At 54.7% G+C, this 22,016-nt stretch carries 21 protein-coding genes and 1 pseudogene; 9 read left to right on the top strand and 13 right to left on the bottom strand.

The annotated features are described in order from the left end of the window. Positions 1 to 276: 276 nt before the first annotated feature. Positions 277 to 639, top strand: coding sequence for a protein YacL (yacL, locus tag AC2FC2_RS21205; protein ID WP_037416800.1), 363 nt, complete (start codon positions 277 to 279; stop codon positions 637 to 639). 36 nt (positions 640 to 675) lie between these two features. On the opposite strand, the gene speD is transcribed toward yacL, so the two are convergent. The 3 genes from speD to AC2FC2_RS21220 form a co-directional block, all read right to left on the bottom strand. Next, entirely contained in the window at positions 676 to 1,470 is a 795-nt protein-coding gene (gene speD / locus AC2FC2_RS21210) for an adenosylmethionine decarboxylase (protein ID WP_012146704.1), read from the bottom strand. Positions 1,471 to 1,692: 222 nt separating this feature from the next. After that, a complete protein-coding gene (speE, locus tag AC2FC2_RS21215; RefSeq protein ID WP_209637529.1) occupies positions 1,693 to 2,553 on the bottom strand; it encodes a polyamine aminopropyltransferase in 861 nt (286 codons plus the stop codon). 112 nt (positions 2,554 to 2,665) lie between these two features. Continuing rightward, positions 2,666 to 3,013, bottom strand: coding sequence for a YacC family pilotin-like protein (locus AC2FC2_RS21220; RefSeq protein WP_209637531.1), 348 nt, complete (start codon positions 3,011 to 3,013; stop codon positions 2,666 to 2,668). Between the two features lie 236 nt (positions 3,014 to 3,249). On the opposite strand from AC2FC2_RS21220, the gene cueO reads away from it, so the two are divergent. Then, entirely contained in the window at positions 3,250 to 4,884 is a 1,635-nt protein-coding gene (gene cueO / locus AC2FC2_RS21225; RefSeq protein WP_490659873.1) for a multicopper oxidase CueO, read from the top strand. A gap of 98 nt (positions 4,885 to 4,982) precedes the next feature. After that, positions 4,983 to 5,519, top strand: coding sequence for a hypoxanthine phosphoribosyltransferase (gene hpt / locus AC2FC2_RS21230; RefSeq protein WP_209637535.1), 537 nt, complete (start codon positions 4,983 to 4,985; stop codon positions 5,517 to 5,519). A gap of 105 nt (positions 5,520 to 5,624) precedes the next feature. On the opposite strand, the gene can is transcribed toward hpt, so the two are convergent. Beyond that, positions 5,625 to 6,281 carry a carbonate dehydratase gene (can, locus tag AC2FC2_RS21235; protein ID WP_061807929.1) on the bottom strand — a complete coding sequence of 219 codons (657 nt, stop codon included), beginning with the start codon at positions 6,279 to 6,281 and terminating at the stop codon, positions 5,625 to 5,627. A 236-nt stretch (positions 6,282 to 6,517) separates the two neighbouring features. Between can and AC2FC2_RS21240 the strand changes: the two genes are divergently transcribed. The 3 genes from AC2FC2_RS21240 (at position 6,518) to AC2FC2_RS21250 (ending at position 9,666) form a co-directional block, all read left to right on the top strand. Further along, positions 6,518 to 7,441, top strand: a complete 924-nt coding sequence (locus AC2FC2_RS21240) for an ABC transporter ATP-binding protein (RefSeq protein WP_209637537.1) — start codon at positions 6,518 to 6,520, stop codon at positions 7,439 to 7,441. After that, positions 7,438 to 8,208, top strand: a complete 771-nt coding sequence (locus AC2FC2_RS21245; RefSeq protein WP_209637540.1) for an ABC transporter permease — start codon at positions 7,438 to 7,440, stop codon at positions 8,206 to 8,208. Before AC2FC2_RS21240 ends, AC2FC2_RS21245 begins: the two co-directional genes overlap by 4 nt. A 177-nt stretch (positions 8,209 to 8,385) precedes the next feature. Further along, positions 8,386 to 9,666: a polysaccharide deacetylase family protein gene (locus AC2FC2_RS21250; RefSeq protein ID WP_209637542.1), complete on the top strand. Its 1,281-nt coding sequence runs from the start codon at positions 8,386 to 8,388 to the stop codon at positions 9,664 to 9,666. A 92-nt stretch (positions 9,667 to 9,758) separates the two neighbouring features. Here AC2FC2_RS21250 and panD read toward each other — a convergent pair whose 3' ends face one another. The 3 genes from panD to panB all read right to left on the bottom strand — a co-directional run bounded on the left by panD (position 9,759) and on the right by panB (position 12,004). Beyond that, positions 9,759 to 10,139 (bottom strand): aspartate 1-decarboxylase, encoded by a 381-nt coding sequence (gene panD / locus AC2FC2_RS21255; RefSeq protein ID WP_037416822.1) that lies wholly within the window; start codon positions 10,137 to 10,139, stop codon positions 9,759 to 9,761. Positions 10,140 to 10,263: 124 nt separating this feature from the next. Continuing rightward, positions 10,264 to 11,118 carry a pantoate--beta-alanine ligase gene (gene panC / locus AC2FC2_RS21260; RefSeq protein ID WP_209637544.1) on the bottom strand — a complete coding sequence of 285 codons (855 nt, stop codon included), beginning with the start codon at positions 11,116 to 11,118 and terminating at the stop codon, positions 10,264 to 10,266. Positions 11,119 to 11,209: 91 nt separating this feature from the next. After that, the gene (gene panB / locus AC2FC2_RS21265) at positions 11,210 to 12,004 is read right to left on the bottom strand and encodes a 3-methyl-2-oxobutanoate hydroxymethyltransferase (RefSeq protein WP_404760450.1); all 795 of its coding nucleotides are present in this window, start codon (positions 12,002 to 12,004) and stop codon (positions 11,210 to 11,212) included. A gap of 169 nt (positions 12,005 to 12,173) precedes the next feature. Here panB and qseB point away from each other — a divergent pair, with 169 nt between their 5' ends. Together qseB and qseC are read left to right on the top strand one after the other, a co-directional pair. Next, positions 12,174 to 12,836 carry a quorum sensing response regulator transcription factor QseB gene (gene qseB / locus AC2FC2_RS21270; protein ID WP_265556813.1) on the top strand — a complete coding sequence of 221 codons (663 nt, stop codon included), beginning with the start codon at positions 12,174 to 12,176 and terminating at the stop codon, positions 12,834 to 12,836. Continuing rightward, on the top strand, positions 12,833 to 14,191 hold the full coding sequence (qseC, locus tag AC2FC2_RS21275) for a quorum sensing histidine kinase QseC (RefSeq protein ID WP_490659874.1): 1,359 nt from the start codon (positions 12,833 to 12,835) through the stop codon (positions 14,189 to 14,191). The genes qseB and qseC overlap by 4 nt, the downstream gene beginning before the upstream one ends. 26 nt (positions 14,192 to 14,217) lie before the next feature. Here qseC and folK read toward each other — a convergent pair whose 3' ends face one another. From folK to thpR, 6 genes and pseudogenes are all read right to left on the bottom strand, one after another. Continuing rightward, positions 14,218 to 14,718 (bottom strand): 2-amino-4-hydroxy-6-hydroxymethyldihydropteridine diphosphokinase, encoded by a 501-nt coding sequence (gene folK / locus AC2FC2_RS21280; protein ID WP_209637552.1) that lies wholly within the window; start codon positions 14,716 to 14,718, stop codon positions 14,218 to 14,220. Then, a complete protein-coding gene (gene pcnB / locus AC2FC2_RS21285) occupies positions 14,718 to 16,268 on the bottom strand; it encodes a polynucleotide adenylyltransferase PcnB (RefSeq protein WP_404760566.1) in 1,551 nt (516 codons plus the stop codon). The genes folK and pcnB overlap by 1 nt, the downstream gene beginning before the upstream one ends. 61 nt (positions 16,269 to 16,329) lie before the next feature. After that, positions 16,330 to 17,240, bottom strand: a pseudogene (gluQRS, locus tag AC2FC2_RS21290) (tRNA glutamyl-Q(34) synthetase GluQRS). Positions 17,241 to 17,436: 196 nt separating this feature from the next. After that, positions 17,437 to 17,892, bottom strand: coding sequence for an RNA polymerase-binding protein DksA (dksA, locus tag AC2FC2_RS21295; RefSeq protein WP_012146687.1), 456 nt, complete (start codon positions 17,890 to 17,892; stop codon positions 17,437 to 17,439). A gap of 183 nt (positions 17,893 to 18,075) precedes the next feature. Continuing rightward, positions 18,076 to 18,783 (bottom strand): DNA/RNA nuclease SfsA, encoded by a 708-nt coding sequence (gene sfsA, locus AC2FC2_RS21300; RefSeq protein WP_061807932.1) that lies wholly within the window; start codon positions 18,781 to 18,783, stop codon positions 18,076 to 18,078. Beyond that, the gene (gene thpR, locus AC2FC2_RS21305; protein WP_209637554.1) at positions 18,780 to 19,322 is read right to left on the bottom strand and encodes an RNA 2',3'-cyclic phosphodiesterase; all 543 of its coding nucleotides are present in this window, start codon (positions 19,320 to 19,322) and stop codon (positions 18,780 to 18,782) included. Before thpR ends, sfsA begins: the two co-directional genes overlap by 4 nt. Before the next feature lie 79 nt (positions 19,323 to 19,401). On the opposite strand from thpR, the gene hrpB reads away from it, so the two are divergent. Next, on the top strand, positions 19,402 to 21,840 hold the full coding sequence (gene hrpB / locus AC2FC2_RS21310) for an ATP-dependent helicase HrpB (protein ID WP_490659875.1): 2,439 nt from the start codon (positions 19,402 to 19,404) through the stop codon (positions 21,838 to 21,840). Positions 21,841 to 22,016 lie beyond the last annotated feature (176 nt).

Here is a 22,016-nt window from a genome sequence, read left to right on the forward strand (position 1 = left end):
CCTTAATGCCGACAGGCTGACGAGAAGATTATCGGGGCAATTTGTGCACCGCGGAGATGGCGGTGGGCTTAGTGTCTCGCCCACGGGGAGCAAAACAAAACCGCGAGCCTATCGAGCGAGCGAAAGGCGACTTCCCATTGCCGACGCAAGCGGCTATATTGCGCGGCGATAGCGCCACCGGCGTTTTATTTTTCTCAGTTGCCAACTTTGCGAGCGCTCACTGAGTTAGTCATGAATTAATGTTTACACTAAAGGAAAGTGCTCAGGAGGCGTGCTATGGATTACGAATTTCTGCGTGACGTGACCGGCCAGGTGATCGTCAGATTTTCGATGGGGCATGAGGTCATTGGCCACTGGATCAACGAAGAACTCAAAGGCGACTTTAACCTGTTGGACCGGATAGAAGCCGGTGCGGCGGAGGTAAAGGGCAGCGAACGCCAATGGCAGTTGGAAGGCCATGAATACACGTTGCTGATGGATGGTGAGGAGGTGATGATCCGTGCCAATCTGCTGGAGTTTGAAGGCGACGAGATGGAAGAGGGGATGAATTATTATGACGAAGAAAGTCTCTCATTCTGCGGCGTCGAGGATTTCTTGCAGGTGCTGAAGGCTTATCGCTCTTTCATGCTGAAGTACTAAACGTCGGGCGCGGCATTGCGCTGCGCCCGAAAGTTATCACAGGTGCGGAATATTGCGGCCGTAATAGATTTCCTGCATCTCTTTCCACAGCAGATCGGTAATCTCTTTACGCTCGGCGGCACTCAGTGCATCCGGTTTGGCGTTAAACAGGTAGTGCTTCAGATCGAAATCCTTCAGCAGCATCTTGGTGTGGAAGATGTTCTCCTGGTAAACATTCACGTCCATCATGTGGTATAGCGCCTTCATGTCATCAGACATGAAGTTCTGGATCGAATTGATCTCATGATCGATGTAATGTTTTACGCCATTCACGTCGCGGGTAAAACCGCGCACGCGGTAATCCATGGTGACAATGTCAGATTCCAACTGGTGGATCAGGTAATTCAGCGCTTTAAGCGGTGAAATCACGCCGCAGGTCGAGACTTCGATATCGGCGCGGAAGGTGCACAGACCGCCTTCCGGATGGCTCTCCGGATAGGTGTGAACACAGATGTGGCTCTTGTCCAGGTGTGCAACCACGGTCTTTGACAATGGGCCTGGGTGTTCCGAGGTATCGACATCATTCGGATCAACCGGTTCTTCGCTAACCAGAATGGTGACGCTGGCGCCCTGAGGCTCATAGTCCTGGCGTGCGATGTTCAGAATATTTGCGCCAATGATCGAGCAGGTTTCGCTCAAGATCTCGGTCAAGCGGTTGGCGTTGTATTGCTCGTCAATGTAGGCGATATAGCCAGCGCGGTCATCCGCGGTTTTGGCATAACAAATATCGTAAATACAAAAACTCAGGCTTTTTGTCAGGTTGTTGAAGCCGTGCAGTTTTAGCTTATGCAATTTGGTTCACCTCCTTTATCTTCTCGCTTAACGTGAAACGTTCTTTACCGACCTATTTGAAGCGGCCTCTGTATTGGCTGCGCTCCCTTACCCAGCTCACTGACTGGCGTCAGCTCATCGGGGGTTCGTTCACTTGCCGCGTTACTCGGCAAAGCCTCGCCCGTTGGGGCCAGCGCAAGCGCTGTTCAACAAAGCCGTGGCTTCGTTGTGATGCAACTTCAATTATTTTGGGCGTAGTGCGTCGAGCAAATACTGCGGCAGTGCAAAGCTGCCCACGTGAATTGCCGGGTTGTAATAACGGCAGTTTAAGCCACTTTGATTAAAGCGATGTTGCAGGGTAGGTAAGTCGAGCTGGCGCAGTGCCGGATCCTGACTCGCCCAAGCGAAGGTCATAATGCCGCCGTAATAGGTCGGAATTGCGGCCTGATAGAAGCTGACGTCGTTGAAGTACTGGCTCAGTTTGGTATGGCTATTAACCGCTTCGTCTTGCTGCAGGAAGCACACGCCGTTCTGCGCGACAAAAATGCCACCTTCATTCAGGCAGCGAGCACAGCCTTCATAGAACGCAGAGGTGAACAGACTTTCACCGGGACCGATGGGATCGGTACAGTCAGAGATAATCACATCGAATTTTTCATCGGTCTGACTAACAAAATTGACACCGTCATCAATCACAAGTTTGAAGCGTGGGTCGTCGTAGGCACCCGCATTGTGGTTTGGCAGGTATTGGCGACAGAACTCCACCACACCGGCGTCGATCTCAACCATGGTGATGTGTTCTACGCCCTGATGACGGCTCACTTCACGCAACATGGCGCCGTCGCCACCGCCGATGATGAGCACTTTCTTCACCCGGCCGTGTGCCAACAGCGGTATGTGGGTCATCATTTCGTGATAGATGAATTCATCACGCTCGGTGGTTTGCACCACGCCGTCGAGCGCCATCACGCGCCCCAGAACCGGGTTTTCAAAAATAACCAAATCCTGATGCTCGGTCTTCTCACGATACAGCACGTTCTCTACTGAGAAGTACTGGCCGAAGTTGGCATGCAGCGTCTCATACCAAATTTCTTTCTGGGTCATGTGCGGGAACTCCGTAATAACAGCCATGAAAAATGGGCGCAACATCATAGCTAACTCTGCCTGGTGATGCACGGCTGAATTTCAAACAGAGGTAGCGGAAAGGCGGAGGGGATTAGTTGGCGTAGGCCAGCAGGCTTAGCGAGTCACGAGCCAGGGATTTGCATTTGTTGGGGGTCGGGATGGCAATACCGCTAAGATCACGGTAGCTGTCTTCACCCAGCGCCTTCATATTGAAGCTATTATAGTTGGTCAAATCCCAACGGTTTTGTTGGGCAAAATAGACGATGGCGCGCTTGATTTGTGCATTAGGCAAGTCGTTGTAGCCACAGTCATTTTTCAAATAGATAAATACTGCCGTCAGATCGGCCAGATCTTCCGCCTCAGACTCATTCAGCGCCAGACTGGCGTTGGAGAACCCCAGCATGGTGAGCAGCACCACCAGTAATGTTGTTTTTTTCATCGTGAAAATAGACCTGTTTGTTGTCAACAGACGTTATCACACTTGCCTGTAAAGGCACCAAATTTTATTACCGACGGATAACATAATGGACAGCAAAGGCTTGACCTTCCGCTAAGGGGAGGGTTTAGGCTGTATAGCGTTAAGTTTAGACCCATAATCTTTCAAGCTGCCGCCTGATTGAGTTTGCAGCAGCTTAGTGAGTATTGAGTGCCGATCACTGAAAAAGGGAGTCAGCGATGTTACGCCGTGATTTTATCAAACTGACCGCTGCGCTGGGCGCGGCAAGCGCTTTACCGTTGTGGAGCCGGGGTGTGTGGGCGGCCGAGCTGCCTGCGTTGCCTATTCCGCCGCTACTGACGCCGGATGCGCAGGGAAATATCGCGCTGGCGTTACAAACCGGCGAAATGAACTGGCTTCCGGGTAAAGCGACCCACACCTGGGGCGTGAATGGTGCGCTGCTGGGGCCGGCCGTTCGACTGCAACGCGGCAAACCGGTGACGGTAGATATCCGCAACGCGTTGCCGGAGGCCAGTACCCTTCACTGGCACGGTTTGGAAATCCCGGGCGATGTCGATGGCGGCCCACAGGCGTTAATCCAACCGGGTACCACGCGCAGGGTGCAGTTCACGGTTGAACAGCCCGCAGCGACCTGCTGGTTCCATCCGCATACCCATGGCAAGACGGGGCAGCAGGTGATGATGGGGTTGGCGGGGTTGGTGCTGTTGGAAGATGATGAGAGCAGTAAGTTGCCACTGCCGAAAACCTGGGGGCAGGATGATATTCCTGTGATCTTACAGGATAAGCGGTTAGGCAAAGACGCACAGATTGAATATCAATTGGACGTGATGAGCGCGGCGGTGGGCTGGTTTGGTGACCGCATGTTCACCAACGGCGCGCAGTATCCACGGCATATTGCCCCACGTGGTTGGTTGCGCCTGCGTTTCCTCAACGGGTGTAATGCCCGTTCGCTGAACATAGCGGCCAGTGATAACCGTCCACTTTATGTGATCGCCAGCGACGGGGGTTTTCTGGGTGAGCCCGTCAAGCTGACTGAATTGCCGATGCTGATGGGCGAGCGTTTTGAAGTGCTGGTGGATGCCTCCGACGGCAAGCCGTTTGATATTGTTACGCTGCCGGTTAAACAGATGGGCATGACGTTGGCACCATTCGACCAACCACTGCCAGTGCTGCATATTCAGCCTTCGATGGCGCAGGGTATCAAGACGATGCCGGATAGCCTGGTGACGCTGCCGGCATTGCCTGCGGTGGCGGGTGTGCAAGAGCGTTGGCTGCAACTTATGATGAATCCGCAGTTGGATATGCTGGGCATGCAGGCGTTGATGGATCGTTACGGCCATCAAGCCATGGCAGGAATGAGCATGGATCACGGCAGCATGGGCAAAGGTGACGGGGCAATGGCCGGCATGGGACAGGGCAGTATGAAAGGCATGGACCACGGCAATATGAAAGGTATGAATCACGGCGATATGAAGGGCATGGATCACAGCGCCAAACCGTTCGACTTCAGTCACGGCAATATGATCAACGGCAAGGCTTTCGACATGGCTAAACCGATGTTTGACGCCAAGCGCGGCAAATACGAGAAATGGACCATCTCCGGCGAGGGTGACATGATGTTGCACCCGTTCCATATTCACGGCACCCAGTTCCGTATTCTATCGGAAAACGGCAAGCCGCCAGCGGCCCACCGCAGTGGTTGGAAAGACACGGTGCGTGTTGAAGGCTGGCGCAGTGAAGTGTTGGTGCGCTTTGATCACCTGGCCAACAGCGATCATGCCTATATGGCCCATTGTCACCTGCTGGAACATGAAGATACCGGCATGATGCTGGGCTTTACGGTAACCGACTGATTATCCCGCGGCGTAAAACGGGCGGCGCACTCGCGTCGCCAGCGGCTTCAGGCTATGCTAAACTCTGCGCCCTTCTTCCGGCAACTGACCTGAAACCTATGAAACACACTGTAGAAGTAATGATTTCCGAGCAGGAAGTTAAGACCCGTATCGCTGAACTTGGCCGCCAGATCACCGAACATTACCGCGATAGCGGCAGTGACATGGTATTGGTTGGGCTGCTGCGCGGCTCCTTCATGTTCATGGCCGATCTGTGTCGTACGATTGATGTACCACATGAAGTCGACTTTATGACAGCTTCCAGCTATGGCAGTGGCATGTCCACTACTCGCGACGTAAAAATCCTCAAGGATTTGGACGAAGACATCCGTGGCAAAGACGTGCTGATCGTCGAAGACATCATTGATTCTGGCAACACGTTGAATAAAGTGCGCGAAATCCTGGCACTGCGCGGGCCAAAATCATTGGCGATTTGTACCCTGTTGGACAAGCCTGAACGCCGTGAAGTTGAAGTACCGGTTGAGTACGTCGGCTTCCCGATCCCGGACGAGTTCGTGGTGGGTTACGGCATCGACTACGCCCAGCGTTATCGCCATTTGCCGTACGTCGGTAAAGTGGTGCTGCTGGACGAATAAACTGCGGTTGGCGCGATATACCCTTTATACTTGAAGCTGCACCTGTGTTTGACTGTCATTGTGCAACTTCAATTATTTGGGGTATATGTTCTGTTCTGGGCGGAGTTAAATGCCTTTATCTTGCTGCAGCGTAGCCATCGCCTTGCGATAGCCCATTTCCAGGCTTTCTCGGCTGGTGGCTGCAACTTCCAGATCCCGCAGACGTCCGTCCTGGATCCCATACACCCAACCGTGAATCATCACTTTCTGACCGCGTTTCCACGCCGACTGCATTATGGTGGAATGGCCCAGGTTATAGACCTGCTCAATCACGTTGATTTCGCACAATACGTCAAGGCGCTGTTCAGGTTCCAGCTCACCCAACAGTGAACTGTGTTTGTACCAAAGATCGCGAATGTGCAGCAGCCAGTTGTTGATAAGCCCCAGCTCTGGGTTCTCCACCGCGGCTTCTACGCCACCGCAGCCCAGGTGGCCACAAATGATAATATGTTCAACTTCCAGCACGTCGACGGCATATTGCACGACCGACAAGCAGTTTAAATCGGTGTGAATGACCAGGTTTGCCACATTACGGTGGACAAACAGTTCTCCTGGTTCCAACCCGGTCAGCCTTTCCGCAGGAACGCGGCTGTCTGAACAACCAATCCATAAAAAACGGGGCTTTTGCGCCTGTGCTAAACGTTCAAAAAAATCTGGATCTTCCTTACTGATGTTAGCCGACCAAGTATGGTTATTAGCGATAAGCTTTTCGATTTCTTTCATGGAGGTTATTGGCCTGTAACGAACAGATTGCGTTGGGGTAATATAGGACAAGCGTCACAGTTTGGAAATCGGAACCGTTACGCAAGACGATATTCAGCCACTTTTTATACAGCATGGTGGGATGGAACCTGAATTTTCCGCACGGATTTGCCTCAGTGAAAACGCTGCTGATGATAAGATCACCTTCATTACAATACGCAGCAGCATACTCATCGTCACAAGGTACTTTTTAACTTATGAATTATGCACTGGAATTAGCGCAGTTAACCAAGACTTACGCCGGTGGCGTCAAGGCATTGCGCGGGATCGATCTGAATGTCGAAGCCGGGGATTTCTATGCTTTGCTGGGGCCTAACGGTGCCGGAAAATCCACGACCATCGGCATTATCAGTTCGCTGGTTAATAAAACGTCCGGCAGCGTGCGGGTGTTTGGCTACGACATCGACAAAGACATCGTCAATGCCAAACGCCAGCTCGGGCTGGTGCCACAGGAATTCAACTTTAACCCGTTCGAAACGGTGATGCAGATAGTCGTCAACCAGGCGGGTTACTACGGCGTAGCTCGCCGTGAAGCACTGGCGCGGGCGGAAAAATACCTGACTCAGCTGGATCTGTGGGGCAAGCGTGAAGAGCGCGCCCGCATGCTGTCTGGTGGTATGAAGCGTCGCCTGATGATTGCCCGAGCGCTGATGCATCAGCCAAAACTGCTGATCCTCGATGAACCGACCGCCGGGGTGGATATCGAACTTCGTCGCTCGATGTGGGGCTTCCTGAAAGAGCTGAACGCGCAAGGCACCACCATTATTCTTACCACTCACTATTTGGAAGAGGCCGAAATGCTGTGCCGCAACATCGGCATTATCCAGAACGGTGAATTGGTCGAAAATACCTCAATGAAAGGGTTGTTGGCCAAGCTCAAGTCCGAGACCTTCATCCTGGATCTGGCCGCGAAAAGCCCATTGCCGAAGCTGGACGGTTACCGCCACCGTCTGACGGACACCTCAACGTTGGAAGTTGAAGTGATGCGTGAGCAAGGCCTGAATGGTCTGTTTACCCAACTCAGCACGCAGGGTGTTCAGGTACTGAGCATGCGTAACAAGGCTAACCGGCTGGAAGAGCTGTTCGTCACCCTGGTTAACGGTAATGGAGAAAAAGCATGACGCGTTTGTATTGGGTGGCCTTACAGAGTATCTGGGCCAAAGAGATCAACCGTTTTGCCCGTATCTGGATCCAGACGCTGGTACCACCGGTGATCACCATGACGCTGTATTTCATCATCTTTGGCAACCTGATTGGTTCGCGCATTGGTGAAATGCACGGTTTTGATTACATGCAGTTTATCGTGCCGGGCTTGATCATGATGGCGGTGATCACCAACTCGTATGCCAACGTGGCTTCGTCATTCTTCAGCGCCAAATTCCAGCGCAACATCGAAGAACTGCTGGTGGCACCGGTACCGACGCACGTCGTCATCGCCGGTTACGTCGGTGGTGGCGTGGCGCGCGGCATTTGCGTCGGCGTATTGGTTACCGTGATTTCGCTGTTCTTTGTGCCATTGCAGATCCACGCCTGGTGGGTGATTGTCGCTACACTGCTGCTGACGGCGATTTTGTTTTCGCTGGCGGGGCTGATCAACGCGGTATTTGCCACGACCTTTGACGATATCAGCCTGATTCCGACCTTCGTGCTGACGCCGCTGACCTATCTGGGCGGGGTGTTTTACTCGCTGACGCTGCTGCCGCCGTTCTGGCAGGCGGTGTCCAAACTGAACCCGATCGTGTATATGATTAGCGGTTTCCGTTACGGTTTCCTGGGCATCAGCGACGTTCCCTTGGCGCTGACGATGGCAGTGCTGGTGGCGTTTATTGCGGTGTTCTACCTGTTGTCATGGTACCTGATTGAACGCGGCCGCGGTCTGCGTACCTGATGAACTGGCGTCCCCGTTCAGTCGTCCGGGGACGCTTTTCTTGACCTGAAACAGACATCATGTAAATCAATAAAATTGCTCCAATAACCCCTTTCTCCCCGCTGTTCAAATCGTGCTATGCTGGCGCTCCACATTTCCTCCATTTTGTTATTACGTACTCGTAAGCAGAACATAACCATGCGGTCTAAACATAAGATAGCGGCTGGGCTTCTCGGCATTCTGATGGTATTTGCATCTCCGGCAAGTCTGGCAAATTTGTTGTCGGAAGACAGTGCTGTTAAATCCGAATATATGGAAGCGCAACGCGACAGCGAGGTCTATTCGCTGATTGGCGAGCATGTTATTCCGGTTGGTGAAGTGAAGCAGGGGCAACTGATTCAGGTGTTCCCGGCAGATGCGGAATATTACGAGTTCAAATTCGGTCACGGTACCGGTTTTATCGATAAAGACGATGTGCGGAATCTCAAAAAATCGCGCAAAGTGAAGGATGATCTTGGTGAGCTGAACAAGCCGCTGACCAACCAGAACCTGATCACCCAAAAGGTGACAAACGTCTATACCGATGCGGATAACGGCAGCGATGTTTTTGGCGTGCTGGAAGAGAACCTGCGTTACCCGATCATCGGTAAGCTGAAGGATCGGCTCAACAACACCTGGTATGAGATCAACATTGGTGACCGCCTGGGTTATGTCAGCGAGCTGGACTGTGAAATTGACACGGGTATTCCGGTACTGACTTATCATCATTTGTTGAAGAACGAAGAGAACAAGCGCTTCCGTCATACGTCGACGACCACATCTGATGTGGCGTTCAGCAACCAGATGACCTACCTGAAGCAGGCCGGCTACGACACCATTTCCTTGTACCAGTTGGAAGCTTACCTGAACAACCAGATCAATTTGCCGGGTAAGGCGGTGGTGCTGACGTTTGATGACGGGCTAAAGTCGGTCTACCGGTACGCTTATCCCGTGCTGAAAGACTACGGCTTCCGCGCCACCGCGTTTATCATTTCCTCACGCATCAAACGCCATCCGCAGAAGTGGAACCCAGACTCGCTGCAGTTTATGAGTATTTCCGAGCTGAAGCAGATTCAGGACGTATTCGATGTGCAATCGCATACGCATTTCCTGCATCGCACTGACGGTAACCGTCAACCGATCCTGCTGAGCCGTTCCCTGCATAATATCGAATTCGATTTTGAGCACTCACGCCGTGCGCTGTCGCAGTTTAATCCGCACGTGCTGTATCTGTCCTACCCGTTTGGTGGCTATAACCAGCGGGCGATTCAGGCAGCGAAAGACGCCGGTTTCCATATGGCGGTAACCACGGTGCAGGGCAAAGTGAAGCCGGGGGATAATCCTTATACGCTGAAGCGGCTATATATTTTGCGCACCGACTCTATTCAGACAATGGCGGACAGAATAGCCAACAAGCCGGGAACGCTGGTAGTGCAGTAAGTGCATCGTGCTGCGGTTCATTGCCGTCGCGATGCAATTCGACGTGTTTAGCGTAAAGATGAGACGGGCGCCAAAAGCGCCCGTTTTTGCGTTTAAGCGACCTGAACCGGTACGGCTTTTGCCTTACGCTGCAGGTTGTTGTCACCTTCGAAGTAGGCGACCTTCGGATGATGTTGGCGGGCATCGGCATCGCTCATCTGCACATAAGAACAGATGATCAGCTTGTCGCCCACGCAGGCGCAGCGTGCTGCCGCACCGTTGACCGAAATAATGCGCGAACCGCGTTCTGCGGCGATAGCATAGGTTGAGAAACGCTGACCGTTATCAACGTTATAAATATCGATAGCTTCATATTCCAGAATGCCTGCGGCTTCCAGGAAGTCCTGATCGATGGCGCAGGAGCCTTCATAGTGCAAGTCGGCCTGAGTCACTTTCACCCGATGTAGCTTACCTTGCAGCATAGTACGTATCATAGCTTTACCTAATATAGAGAGGCGATTGGGTTAAACATCCATACCGAAATATATCGTCACCGATAAGCCCGCCATTGTCTACTGTCAGGCTGGCCTCAACGGTGACGGTTGCGCGAAAAATAACCTACAATGTCAGATCAACCTGTTGATTGTCGATCAACCGCGCTTTACCCAGCCAGGCGGCCATTAGCACCACCGCACGTTGGCTCTCAACACCCAGCGGTTGCAGGTTGTCTGCGTCACGGATAAACAGCTCGTCAGGGATGAAACCGGCGTTGCGCAGGTGTGCTGCAGTTTGCTCCAGCAGTTCGTCGACGTGACGTTCACCGTTGCTGAGCTGTTCTGCCAGTGCATTCATGATCTTGCTGAGCTGCGGGGCGATTTTACGCTCTTCGGCGGTCAGATAGCTGTTACGTGAACTGAGTGCCAGGCCATCTTTGGCCCGTACGGTCGGAACGCCGACGATCTCGATATCGTAACCCATGTCCGCCACCATCTTGCGGATCAACGCCAGTTGCTGGTAATCCTTCTCGCCAAAACAGGCCAGATCCGGCTGCACCAGATTGAACAGTTTGCTGACAATGGTAGCCACGCCGCGGAAATGCCCTGGGCGGCTGGCGCCTTCCAGCATGGTGGAGATACCGGGTACATCGACGTAGGTTTGTTGTTCCAGACCTTGAGGATAGACATCCGCTGGCGCGGGGGCGAATACCAGTTCAACACCGCGGCGGGTCAGCTTTTCGCTGTCCTCTTGCAAGGTGCGCGGGTAACTTGCCAAATCTTCAGGGCGTTCGAACTGCATTGGATTGACGAAAATACTGACCACCACGATATCGGCACGTGCACGCGCTTCATCGATCAATGTCATATGGCCTTCGTGAAGGTTGCCCATGGTAGGCACCAACGCGATACGTTTGCCATCTTGACGCCAGCGGCGGATCTGCTGACGCAACAGCGGCAGGGTCTCGATAATTACCATTCCATAACTCCTTGATAGGCTGTTTTGCTCGGCTGTATGCGCTTGCTGCGCGTAATCAGGCGGCGCCATTTATGCCTATTAAACCATGCCGTTAGTTAAATGAGTGTTCTTCTGCGGGATAAATTCCTTGCTCCACATCCTGCATATATTGTTGCACCGCCGAACGGATATCACCGCTTTGCGCCAGGAAGTTTTTAGCGAATTTCGGTGTATGGCCGCCGGTAATGCCGAACGCGTCATGCATCACCAGGATCTGGCCATCGGTGACATTACCGGCGCCAATGCCGATCACCGGAATTGCCAGGGCTTCAGTGATTTTGCGCGCCAGCTCAGTGGGTACGCACTCCAGCACCAGCAGTTGAATACCGGCCAGTTCCAGATTTTGTGCGTCTTCCAATAATTGTTTGGCAGCGAGCTCATCACGGCCCTGCACCTTGTAGCCGCCGAACACGTTTACCGACTGTGGTGTGAGGCCGAGATGACCACATACGGGCACGGCACGCTCGGTGAGCATTTTCACTGTTTCACACAGCCAACTGCCGCCTTCCAGCTTCACCATATTGGCGCCGGCTTGCATCAGCTCAGCGGCATTGGTACAGGCCAGTTGTGGCGTGGCGTAACTCATAAAGGGCAGATCGGCCAGTAACAGGCAGGCTGGAGCGCCACGACGGACGGCGCGGGTATGGTAGGCAACGTCGGCGACGGTGACTGGCAGCGTGGAGTCGTGGCCCTGCAGCGTCATGCCCAGAGAGTCACCCACCAGCAGCACTTTAACGCCTTGCTCTTCAAACAATTTGGCAAAGCTGGCATCGTAGGCGGTTAAGGAGGCAAACTTGCGTTGTTCCTGTTTCCACTGGCGCAAATGGGTCACGGTGGTGGGTTTCATCACTACGTCTCCTGAATCGAGCCGTGCGGCGTGCGCAGGGCTCTGGCTGCAAAAAAGTGCTGTCATTCTACTGTAACCCTAACGGGGTGGGTAGCGCAGATCATAATGCTTAAGAGGTTCTTAAGAACCTTGTGGTGTAATGGATAGCAAGGGCTAAAAAAGGACGCGCATGCGAATTTTGCTGATAGAAGATGACAAATTAATTGGCGACGGTATCAAGGCTGGGCTGACCAAACTCGGTTTTAATCTGGACTGGTTTACCGATGGGCTGGTTGGTAAAAATGCGCTGGAAAGTGCGCCTTACGATGCCGTGATCCTCGATCTCAGCCTGCCGGGCCTCGACGGGCTGGACTTGTTGCGCCAGTGGCGGCAAGCCGGCCATGACGTGCCTGTCTTGATCCTGACCGCACGTGATGCGCTGGAACAACGGGTCAGCGGCCTGCAAAGTGGCGCCGATGATTACCTGTGCAAGCCTTTTGCCCTGGCAGAGGTTGCTGCACGTTTGCAGGCATTGATCCGCCGTCGCCATGGCCAGTTGATGCCGCAATTGGCACATGGGAATGTGGTGTTTGATACTGCCACCCGTAGCGTGAGCTGTAACGGCGAGCCTGTCACATTAACACCGCGGGAGCTGGCGGTGCTGGAGTTGTTCCTGCACAACAAAGGGCGGGTGCTGGCTCGTCCCTTGATCCAGGAAAAGTTGTACAACTGGGACGATGAGGTCAGTAGCAACGCGGTGGAGGTGCATATTCATCATCTGCGACGGAAGCTGGGCAACGGCTTTATCCGTACCATTCACGGTGTGGGCTATACGCTGGGGGATGTGCCGTGAAACATCTCAGTCTGCGGCTGCGGTTGATCCTGATTTTCAGTGTGCTTGCGTTAGTGACCTGGTGTTCTGCCAGTTTGGTGGCGTGGATGATGATGCGTAACAACATCAATGAAGTGTTTGATACCCAACAGATGCTGTTCGCCAAACGGCTGGCAACCACCAATCTGGGTAATCTGCTGGCAGAGGAAAGCGTGCGGAGTTTGCCGAAAACCAAGAGGCTGGTGCACCACGGAAAACGTGGCGAGCAGGACGACGACGCGTTGGCATTCGCCATCTTCGATCGCGACGGCAAAATGTTGCTCAATGATGGCGAGAATGGCGCAGATTTCCGCTTTGACGGTGAGCGTGAAGGCTTTACCGACGGTGAACGCAAAGGCGATGACGACAGTTGGCGTCTGCTGTGGCTAACCAGCCCCGACGGGAGATACCGCATTGTGGTGGGGCAGGAGTGGGACTATCGCCGGGATATGGCGCTAGGCATGGTGACCGGGCAACTGGTGCCGTGGTTGGTGACGTTGCCGATCCTGATGGTGCTGATTGCGCTGATGGTCGGGCGTGAGCTGCGGCCGTTGCGCACTGTCGCCGCGGGGCTGCGCAAACGCGCCCCGGATGATGCTACACCACTGGATGCGGGCCAGGTACCGACAGAGGTGCGTCCGTTGGTGGATGCGCTTAACGCGCTCTTTGCCCGCATCAATGCGTTGCTGGTGCGGGAACGACGATTCACGTCAGACGCTGCCCATGAGTTACGCAGCCCACTTGCGGCACTGCGTGTGCAGACAGAAGTCGTGCAACTGGCGGGTGACGACGAGCCGATGCGTGCGCATGCGTTGGACAACCTGACGATAAGCATCGATCGCGCCACGCGGTTGGTCGATCAACTGCTGACACTGTCGCGGCTGGACTCCCTGTCCGGTCTGGCCGAACTGGAAACGGTCGACTGGGGTCAATGGGTTCCGATGCTCCTGGCGGAGCATGAGCGCCATGCACATGCCGCCAATGTCACGCTGCGCTATGAACAACAAGGTACGCCGCCACCGTTACAGGGGCAACCTCTGTTGCTGTCATTGCTGGTGCGCAATCTGGTGGATAATGCCGTGCGTTATACCCCGAAAGGGGGCAGGGTCACGGTGAGGCTGACAGAACGCTTGCTGGAGGTCGAGGACGATGGCCCTGGTGTTACGCCGGAGCATCTGGCACGGCTTGGCGAGCGCTTTTATCGTCCGCCGGGGCAGGAACAAACGGGGAGTGGTTTGGGGCTATCGATTGTGGAGCGTATCGCGGGTTTACATGGATTGCGTGTTAGATTTGCCAACCGACCTGAAGGGGGATTTGTTGCTCAGGTGATGCTGTAGGGCGCTGGAGATGAACTGCGCCCGACTCAGGATTTCTGCTTGGGGTGATGCCAGAGTTCCATGCCATTTTTCGGCACGCGTTTCAGGCAACTGGCCAGGGATTCGCCATCCGGGAAGATCAACTCGGGGGCGATTTCCGCTAGCGGATAGAGCATGAACTCACGCTCTTTCAGGCCGTAATGTGGCACGGTCAGGCGATCGGTATGAATGACGTGATCGCCATAGAGCATCATGTCCAGATCCAGGGTACGAGGCCCCCAGCGTTCATCTTTGCGTACCCGGCCCTGATTACGCTCTATTGCCTGAGTGTGATCCAGGAGCTGTTCGGCAGGCAATAACGTATCCAATGCAACCACGGCATTGAGAAAGTCCGGCTGGTTCTGTGGCCCCAGTGGTTTCGTGCGGTAAAACGAAGAACAAACGATCAACCGGGTGCGCGGGAGATGCTCCAGCGCTTCCAGTGCGGCTTTCACCTGTTGTAGCGGGTGCGCCAGGTTACTGCCCAGCGCGATATAAACGCGGATCATTATTCCCCTTCTTTACGCGGCGTCCGGCGGCGTGGGCGGCGTTGACGCGTGCGGCGCGGTGCCGGATCGTCACCCAAGGTGTTCAACATGCTTTTTTGGCGCGCTGGCGTAGCGTCCTGGAACTCGCCCCACCATTCGGTCAGACGCAGCATTTCCGGGTTTTCTTCCACTTCCGCACGCAGCGCCAGCAGATCGTAAGCAGCGCGGAACTTCGGGTGTTCCATCAGTTTATGCGCGCGCTTGCCCTGTCGGCGTGACAGCCGAAGCTGCAACTGCCAGATATCACGAACCAGCGTGGTGATACGTTTCGGGATCGCCAGCGAGCGGCACTGCTCGTCCAACACGTCATTCATTGCCAGAGCGAAGGCATCGTAATAGGCCAACCCGCTTTCTTGCGCCAGTTTCTGCGCATGTTCCAGCAGCGGATACCAAAGCATAGCAGCAAACAGGAATGCCGGATTGACGCGCATGTCATTCTGCAGACGATAGTCGGTATTCTTCAACACCTGCACCAGGATACGTTCCATTGGCGTGTCATGGTTAGGGGTGAAGTGACGTGCAATCTGTGGGAATAACGGCTGGAACAACTGGTATTCACACAGCTTCAGATAGGTCGGATAGCCGTAGCCAGCCTGTAACAGTTTGAGTGACTCCTCAAACAGACGCGCGGGTGGGATCTCATGTAGCAGGGACGCCAGACGGGGGATCGGCTCGGCGGTTTCATCACTGATGGTCATGTCCAGCTTGGCGGCAAAGCGCACAGCACGCAGCATGCGCACCGGGTCTTCACGGTAGCGAGTTTCTGGATCGCCGATCAGGCGAATCACGCCTTGCTTCAGATCGCGCAGGCCGTTGACGTAATCACGCAAGGTGAAGTCTGCGACACCGTAATACAAGCTGTTGATGGTAAAGTCACGGCGCTGAGCATCTTCTTCGATTGAGCCAAAGATGTTGTCACGCAACAGCATGCCGTTTTGGGCCTGCTGGGAAGAATTCTTGTCCGATTCCGGCGTTTGCTGTTCGTGGTGGCCACGGAAGGTCGCAACCTCGATGATTTCAGGCCCGAACATCACGTGAGCCAGGCGGAAACGGCGGCCAACCAGACGGCAGTTGCGGAACAGCTTGCGCACCTGCTCTGGGGTTGCGTTGGTAGTGATGTCGAAATCTTTTGGCTTTTTGCCCAATAACAGATCACGTACGCCGCCACCGACCAGATAGGCTTCAAAGCCGGATTTATTCAGGCGATACAGCACCTTCAGCGCATTCTCACTGATGTCTTTACGTGAGATGGCGTGCTGGTCGCGCGGGATCACGGTCATTGAGCCGTTTCCCTCTGCCGCAGGAAAAGGTGGGCGTTTACGCGGTGCCGGCCGGCGGGCAGGGCTTTCTCTGCCGCGATCGGCGGAACGTTGCTGCGGCGCAGCTGGCTGTTCAGCCGCCACGCTTTCTTCGCGGACTACGTTTTTATCGCTGACCGGCGCTTCATCGCGCGGCTGCTTGTCATCGCGGATTAGCACCTTACGGCAGAAATTGGCTACTCGGGTAAAAATGGTACACCTCGATAGTGTCTGATAAAAATGGCGCTAACAAAAAATAGCGGCTAATCATAGCTCACCATGGCTCTTTTGAGAATGCCGATGTGTTTCCGCCCAGGGGATTGCCTCCTGACGCGGCACATTATCCAGCTTCCAGTGTGCGATTGCCCAGCTCAATAATAACGGCAGGTCAAGATCTTGCCAGCTTTCCGGCAGGGGTTGGCGCAGAAACTTCAATGCGGCAACCAGCACGGGGCGAGGATCACCGTCGGGCAACGCTGGCGCATGGTTTTGTTTCGAGAGTTTGATGCCGTTAGCACCCAGCGCCAGCGGCAAATGCGCATACGTGGGTACCGGTGCCTGCAACTGATGATATAGCGCAATTTGGCGCACTGTCGGTTCGATCAAATCGGCACCGCGTACGATTTCGGTAACACCCTGGAAATGATCGTCAACCACTACCGCCAGGTTATAGGCGAACAGGCCATCACGTCGACGGATGATAAAGTCTTCCTGTGCCAACGCGGGATCGGCGTGCAACTCGCCCTGCAGCCGGTCGTGAAAAGCGAAAACCGGTGCGGACTGCCGTAAACGAATGGCGGCATCCTGAGGACCCAGATGCAAATGACGGCAGTGACCGTCATAGAGGCCACCTATCTGCTGGATACGGCTACGGGTACAGTTGCAGAAATAGCTGAGACCTTGCTGATGGAGTTGATCCAGCGTGGCTCGGTAGGCTTCATGGCGTTGGGATTGATAGATGACCTGGCCGTCCCAGTGGAGACCATAGTGTTCCAGAGCGGATAAGATACGATCGGCCGCACCGGCAACTTCGCGCGGGGGATCAATATCTTCAATGCGAACCAACCACTGCCCGCGTTGAGCACGAGCCTGAAGGTAGCTTCCCAGCGCTGCAATCAACGAACCGAAATGCAGATCCCCGGAAGGCGATGGGGCAAAGCGCCCCACATAATGTCTTTCTTGCATATCAGAGGGGAAACTTTCCCTTTGCTCTGTGCGGCGCACGCAGGACGCACGCCGCAGCGGTAACAACTGTATACCCGTCATCTTTGAAGTTGCTTCTGCGTTGGCGGCACTCACTTACCCTAATCACTGACTTGAGTAAGCTCATTGGGATCAGCTCCCTTGCCGCCTTGATGCAACTCCACCTATTTTGGGTATATTAGCCGGCCATCTGCTTTTCGCGGATTTCGGCCAGAGTCTTGCAGTCGATGCACAAATCGGCAGTCGGGCGCGCTTCAAGGCGACGAATGCCAATCTCCACGCCGCAGGATTCGCAGTAGCCGAAATCTTCGTCTTCTACTTTCTTCAGCGTTTTCTCGATCTTTTTAATCAGTTTGCGTTCGCGATCGCGGTTACGCAGTTCAAGACTGAACTCTTCTTCCTGAGTGGCACGGTCGGCCGGATCAGGGAAGTTAGCAGCCTCTTCCTGCATATGCGACACAGTACGATCCACTTCATCCCTGAGCTGGTTGCGCCATGCTTCAAGAATGCGCTTGAAATGCGACAACTGGGCGTCGTTCATGTACTCTTCGCCCGGCTTCTCTTGGTACGGCTCCACCCCAGCGATGGCGAGAATGCTCAAGGACGAGGTTTTACGGGTTTGCCCTTCTTGCATGTTGCTTCTCCTACATACACACGCACTATCGAATCCCCAATGCGGGGGAAAAACAGGCCGCTATAAATAACAGATGGGACGTAGGTTGGCAATTATTCCTGTCGCCTGCTTGACAATGGTGTGAAGGAAGGCGTATTTGGCGACGCGATAACCGGTTGTCGGAATATTTGTGCCCAGTCAGCGCTAATCGATAAAAAACGGTAACTTATCGCAGAGAGATATACCGTCAGGTGATAATTTAGCCCCATAACAAACGACTTCTACGCCCAATTGCTGAACCTGTGCCAACAGTGCCGCATAACGCTCATCTATATGATGTGCCGGTGCGACCTGTTCAATACCGCTATGTAACACAGCAAAGAACAAAACCGCCCGTTGCCCGCTTTCAACCACGCTTAGCAACTCACGTAAGTGCTTCTGTCCTCTGAGCGTTACCGCATCAGGGAAGTAACCACGTTGTTGTTGCAATAATGTGACTGACTTAACTTCAATATAGCAGCTAGCTCGATTTTCTGCCTGTAATAACAAATCGATACGACTGTTTTCACTGCCATATTTTACTTCGCTGCTGATTTTACTGTAACCGGATAATTCATTGATTAGATTCTGTTCGATAGCCTCGCGCACCAAGGTGTTGGCACGTAAGGTATTCACACAGATCCAGTCCCCTTGTTGGGTATGTGTCAGTTCCCAACTGTGGGCGTATTTGCGTTTGGCATTATCTGAGGTGGAATACCAAACGGTGTCGCCGGGTGTTGCGCAACCGGTCATGGCACCGGTGTTGGCGCAGTGCAGGGTAAAGGTTTCTCCCTCCGGCGTGATGACGTCCGCCAGAAAGCGTTTGTAACGTTTAATCAGCGTGGCATGGCGCAGCGGTGGCGTAAAAATCATGAGTTGTCCTGGTTGGCTAAGGGCCATTGTTCAAGCATCTGATAACGCGTGCGGCCGTTTTCAAAAACTGACTGGTACAAGGCAAATGCGTCGGCGCTGAAGACCCATCCCGGTGTAGCCGGTGGTATGGCGACGGGCTGTGTTGCAGAGCGCAATAGTGTGATGTGCGGATGAAACGGCATGGGGCTTTGATAACACCCGCTGCGGGCTGCCTGCGATCGCAAAAGCTCTGCCAACTGCAGCAATCTGCGCGGGGCGCGTCGTGTGCCTAACCAAACCACGCCGGGACGAGGCCAGTGGCCAAGGTCATCCAATACCATGCTGAAGCCGGGTTGGCGAATGCGGCTGGCCAGCTTTTTAAGCGCGGCTTCTTTTGGTGCTGAAACATCCCCGAGAAAGGCCAGCGTCAGGTGCAGATTGGCTGCTGCGACTGGCCGACCCGCTTCGGGTGTGAAGCTTTCTGCGCGCCAACGGATCACCTGCTGCTGTAATGCATCCGGTAAGGTCAGGGCGAAAAAAAGGCGGCGCGAACTGGACATAGATACCCGGCAAGTAAGGAAACGCAGAGTCTAATGCTACAATGTGCGCCGTCCAATGTTAACCACTACGGAGAGTTCTGTGTCTTCACTGCCCGTCAGTGCGGTTCTTGATGAATTGCTCACTGCACTGCAATCCGCCCCGCAGGTATTGTTGCATGCACCTACCGGTGCCGGTAAATCGACCTGGCTGCCGTTGCAGATCCTGGCTAACGCCGGTTTGCCGGGCCGCATTATTATGCTCGAACCCCGGCGGCTGGCGGCGAAAAACGTGGCATACCGATTGGCGCAGCAACTGGGGGAGGAACCCGGTCAGACGGTGGGTTACCGCATGCGCGCCGAAAGCAAAAGTGGGCCGCATACCCGGCTCGAGGTGGTGACAGAAGGCATTCTTACCCGCATGTTGCAGCAGGATGCTGAGCTGCAGGGCGTTTCGTTAGTGATTCTCGATGAGTTCCATGAGCGTAGCCTGCAGGCCGATCTGGCGCTGGCACTGCTATTGGACGTGCAGCAGGGGCTGCGCGACGATTTAAAACTGCTGATCATGTCGGCGACGCTGGATAACGCTCGTCTGACGCAGTTGTTGCCACAGGCGCCGGTGGTGGTGTCCGCTGGCCGCAGCTTCCCTGTCGAGCGTCAATATCAGCCATTAGCCAGCCACCAACGGCTGGAGGACGGTGTGGCGAGCGCGGTTAAGCGCCTGTTGTCTGAGCAGGCGGGCTCATTGCTGCTGTTCTTGCCCGGCGTGGCTGAAATCCACCGCGTACTGGAGCGGTTGAGCGGTGACGTCGCGGGCGATATCGAGTTATGCCCACTGTACGGTGCCTTGCCGTTAGCACAGCAGCAGAAAGCGATTCAGGCCGCACCAGCAGGCCGCCGTAAAGTGGTATTGGCAACCAACATCGCTGAAACCAGCCTGACCATCGAAGGCATTAGGTTAGTGGTAGACAGTGGTCTGGAGCGGGTAGCGCGTTATGACGTGCGTAACGGCCTTACGCGATTGGTGACGCAACGCATTAGCCAGGCATCAATGATCCAGCGTGCTGGCCGTGCAGGGCGCCTGGAGGCGGGCATTTGCTGGCATCTGTTTGCCAAAGAGCAGGCAGAGCGGGCGGCGGAACATGCGGAGCCGGAAATCGTGCAAAGCGATCTCGCCGCTTTCTGGCTGGAGCTACTGCAATGGGGCTGCCATGACGTTGCGCAATTGACCTGGCTCGATCGGCCACCGGAGACGGCGCTGACGGCCGCCAAAAGGCTGCTACGGCACCTTGGTGCTACCGATGAAGGCGATAAACTGACTGCGCGTGGTCGCCAGATGGCCCTTCTGGGCTGTGAGCCGCGTTTGGCGGCGATGCTAACCCAGGGAGCAGAGCGAGGAGCCGATGGGCTTGCGACAGCCGCTGCGTTAGCGGCATTACTGGAAGAACCGCCACGCAGCGGGCAAATGGACATTGGCTACTGGCTGAGCCGCCCGCAGCCGAACTGGCAACGCCGTGCTACCCAGTTGGCCCGGCGTTTACAGACAAAAGCGGGGCAGGTGGATGTTGACCTGGCGCCGAGCCTCCTGGCGTTGGCGTTTACTGACCGTATTGCTCAACGGCGTGGTCAGGATGGTCGTTACCTGCTGGCTAACGGTATGGGCGCTGCGATGAATCAGGATGAGGCATTGTCGCGAGCCCCTTGGCTGATCGTACCTGGCCTGTTGCAAGGGCATAACAGCCCCGACGCCCGTATTTTGCTGGCGCTACCGGTAGAGATTGATGCGCTGGCGGCCCAACTGCCGGCGATCGTTTCCCAGCAAACCGCTGTGGAATGGGACGAGGAAAAAGGCACGTTGCGCGCCTGGAAACGTCAGCAGATTGGCCGTTTGACGCTGCGTGCACAACCCCTTGCCAAACCGGCAGACGAAGAGCTGCAACAGGCATTGCTCAACTGGGTTCGTGCTCAGGGGGTGGCGGTGCTTAACTGGGATACCGCCGCCGAGCAGTTGCGCCTGCGTTTGCAGTGCGCACAAAACTGGCTGCCAGAGGCCGCCTGGCCCCCGGTCGATGATGACGCGTTGCTGGCGTCATTGGAGCAGTGGTTGTTACCGTCGCTGAGTGGCGTACGTGACATGCGTGGATTAAAACAGGTGAACATTGCCGAGGCGTTGTCACGGCTGTTGGACTGGCAGCAAAAGCAACGGCTGGATAATGCGTTACCCACTCATTACACTGTGCCGACCGGCAGCCGGTTACCGATTCGCTATGACGCCGGCAAACCGCCTGCGCTGGCCGTGCGTTTGCAAGAAGTGTTTGGTGAACAGCGTAGCCCGATGCTGGCAGAAGGTCGCATCCCGGTAGTGCTTGAGTTACTCTCACCGGCGCACAGGCCATTACAAATCACCGGCGATCTGGCGGCGTTTTGGCAGGGGGCCTACAAAGAAGTGCAAAAAGAGATGAAAGGGCGGTATCCGAAGCACGTGTGGCCGGACGACCCGGCGAATACCGCACCGACGCGGCGCACGAAAAAGTATCAGTAATCCCCGTTATACTTGACGCCGCATCTGTGTTGGCTGCACTCACTTACCCGAATGACTTACCAGAGTAAGCTCATCGGGATAAGTTCTCTTGCCGCCTTGATGCAACACCAATGATTTAGGGGATGAATTCAGATGTTTCTTCTGTTCAATGGCCTGACGCCGCGACAGATTAAGCG

The sequence above is a fragment of the Serratia sp. CoH_122_TC_1 genome, from assembly GCF_058191755.1.

Bases quoted from the DNA above. Each gene is read 5' to 3' on its own strand.
- sfsA (WP_061807932.1), bottom strand. From the start codon at position 18,783: ATGATTTTTACGCCACCGCTGCGCCATGCCACGCTGATTAAACGTTAC.
- folK (WP_209637552.1), bottom strand. From the start codon at position 14,718: ATGATCCGCGTTTATATCGCGCTGGGCAGTAACCTGGCGCACCCGCTA.
- yacL (WP_037416800.1), top strand. From the start codon at position 277: ATGGATTACGAATTTCTGCGTGACGTGACCGGCCAGGTGATCGTCAGA.
- can (WP_061807929.1), bottom strand. From the start codon at position 6,281: ATGAAAGAAATCGAAAAGCTTATCGCTAATAACCATACTTGGTCGGCT.
- thpR (WP_209637554.1), bottom strand. From the start codon at position 19,322: ATGTCCAGTTCGCGCCGCCTTTTTTTCGCCCTGACCTTACCGGATGCA.
- qseB (WP_265556813.1), top strand. From the start codon at position 12,174: ATGCGAATTTTGCTGATAGAAGATGACAAATTAATTGGCGACGGTATC.
- AC2FC2_RS21250 (WP_209637542.1), top strand. From the start codon at position 8,386: ATGCGGTCTAAACATAAGATAGCGGCTGGGCTTCTCGGCATTCTGATG.
- speE (WP_209637529.1), bottom strand. From the start codon at position 2,553: ATGACCCAGAAAGAAATTTGGTATGAGACGCTGCATGCCAACTTCGGC.
- AC2FC2_RS21220 (WP_209637531.1), bottom strand. From the start codon at position 3,013: ATGAAAAAAACAACATTACTGGTGGTGCTGCTCACCATGCTGGGGTTC.
- AC2FC2_RS21240 (WP_209637537.1), top strand. From the start codon at position 6,518: ATGAATTATGCACTGGAATTAGCGCAGTTAACCAAGACTTACGCCGGT.
- dksA (WP_012146687.1), bottom strand. From the start codon at position 17,892: ATGCAAGAAGGGCAAACCCGTAAAACCTCGTCCTTGAGCATTCTCGCC.
- panD (WP_037416822.1), bottom strand. From the start codon at position 10,139: ATGATACGTACTATGCTGCAAGGTAAGCTACATCGGGTGAAAGTGACT.
- hpt (WP_209637535.1), top strand. From the start codon at position 4,983: ATGAAACACACTGTAGAAGTAATGATTTCCGAGCAGGAAGTTAAGACC.
- AC2FC2_RS21245 (WP_209637540.1), top strand. From the start codon at position 7,438: ATGACGCGTTTGTATTGGGTGGCCTTACAGAGTATCTGGGCCAAAGAG.
- cueO (WP_490659873.1), top strand. From the start codon at position 3,250: ATGTTACGCCGTGATTTTATCAAACTGACCGCTGCGCTGGGCGCGGCA.
- panB (WP_404760450.1), bottom strand. From the start codon at position 12,004: ATGAAACCCACCACCGTGACCCATTTGCGCCAGTGGAAACAGGAACAA.
- panC (WP_209637544.1), bottom strand. From the start codon at position 11,118: ATGGTAATTATCGAGACCCTGCCGCTGTTGCGTCAGCAGATCCGCCGC.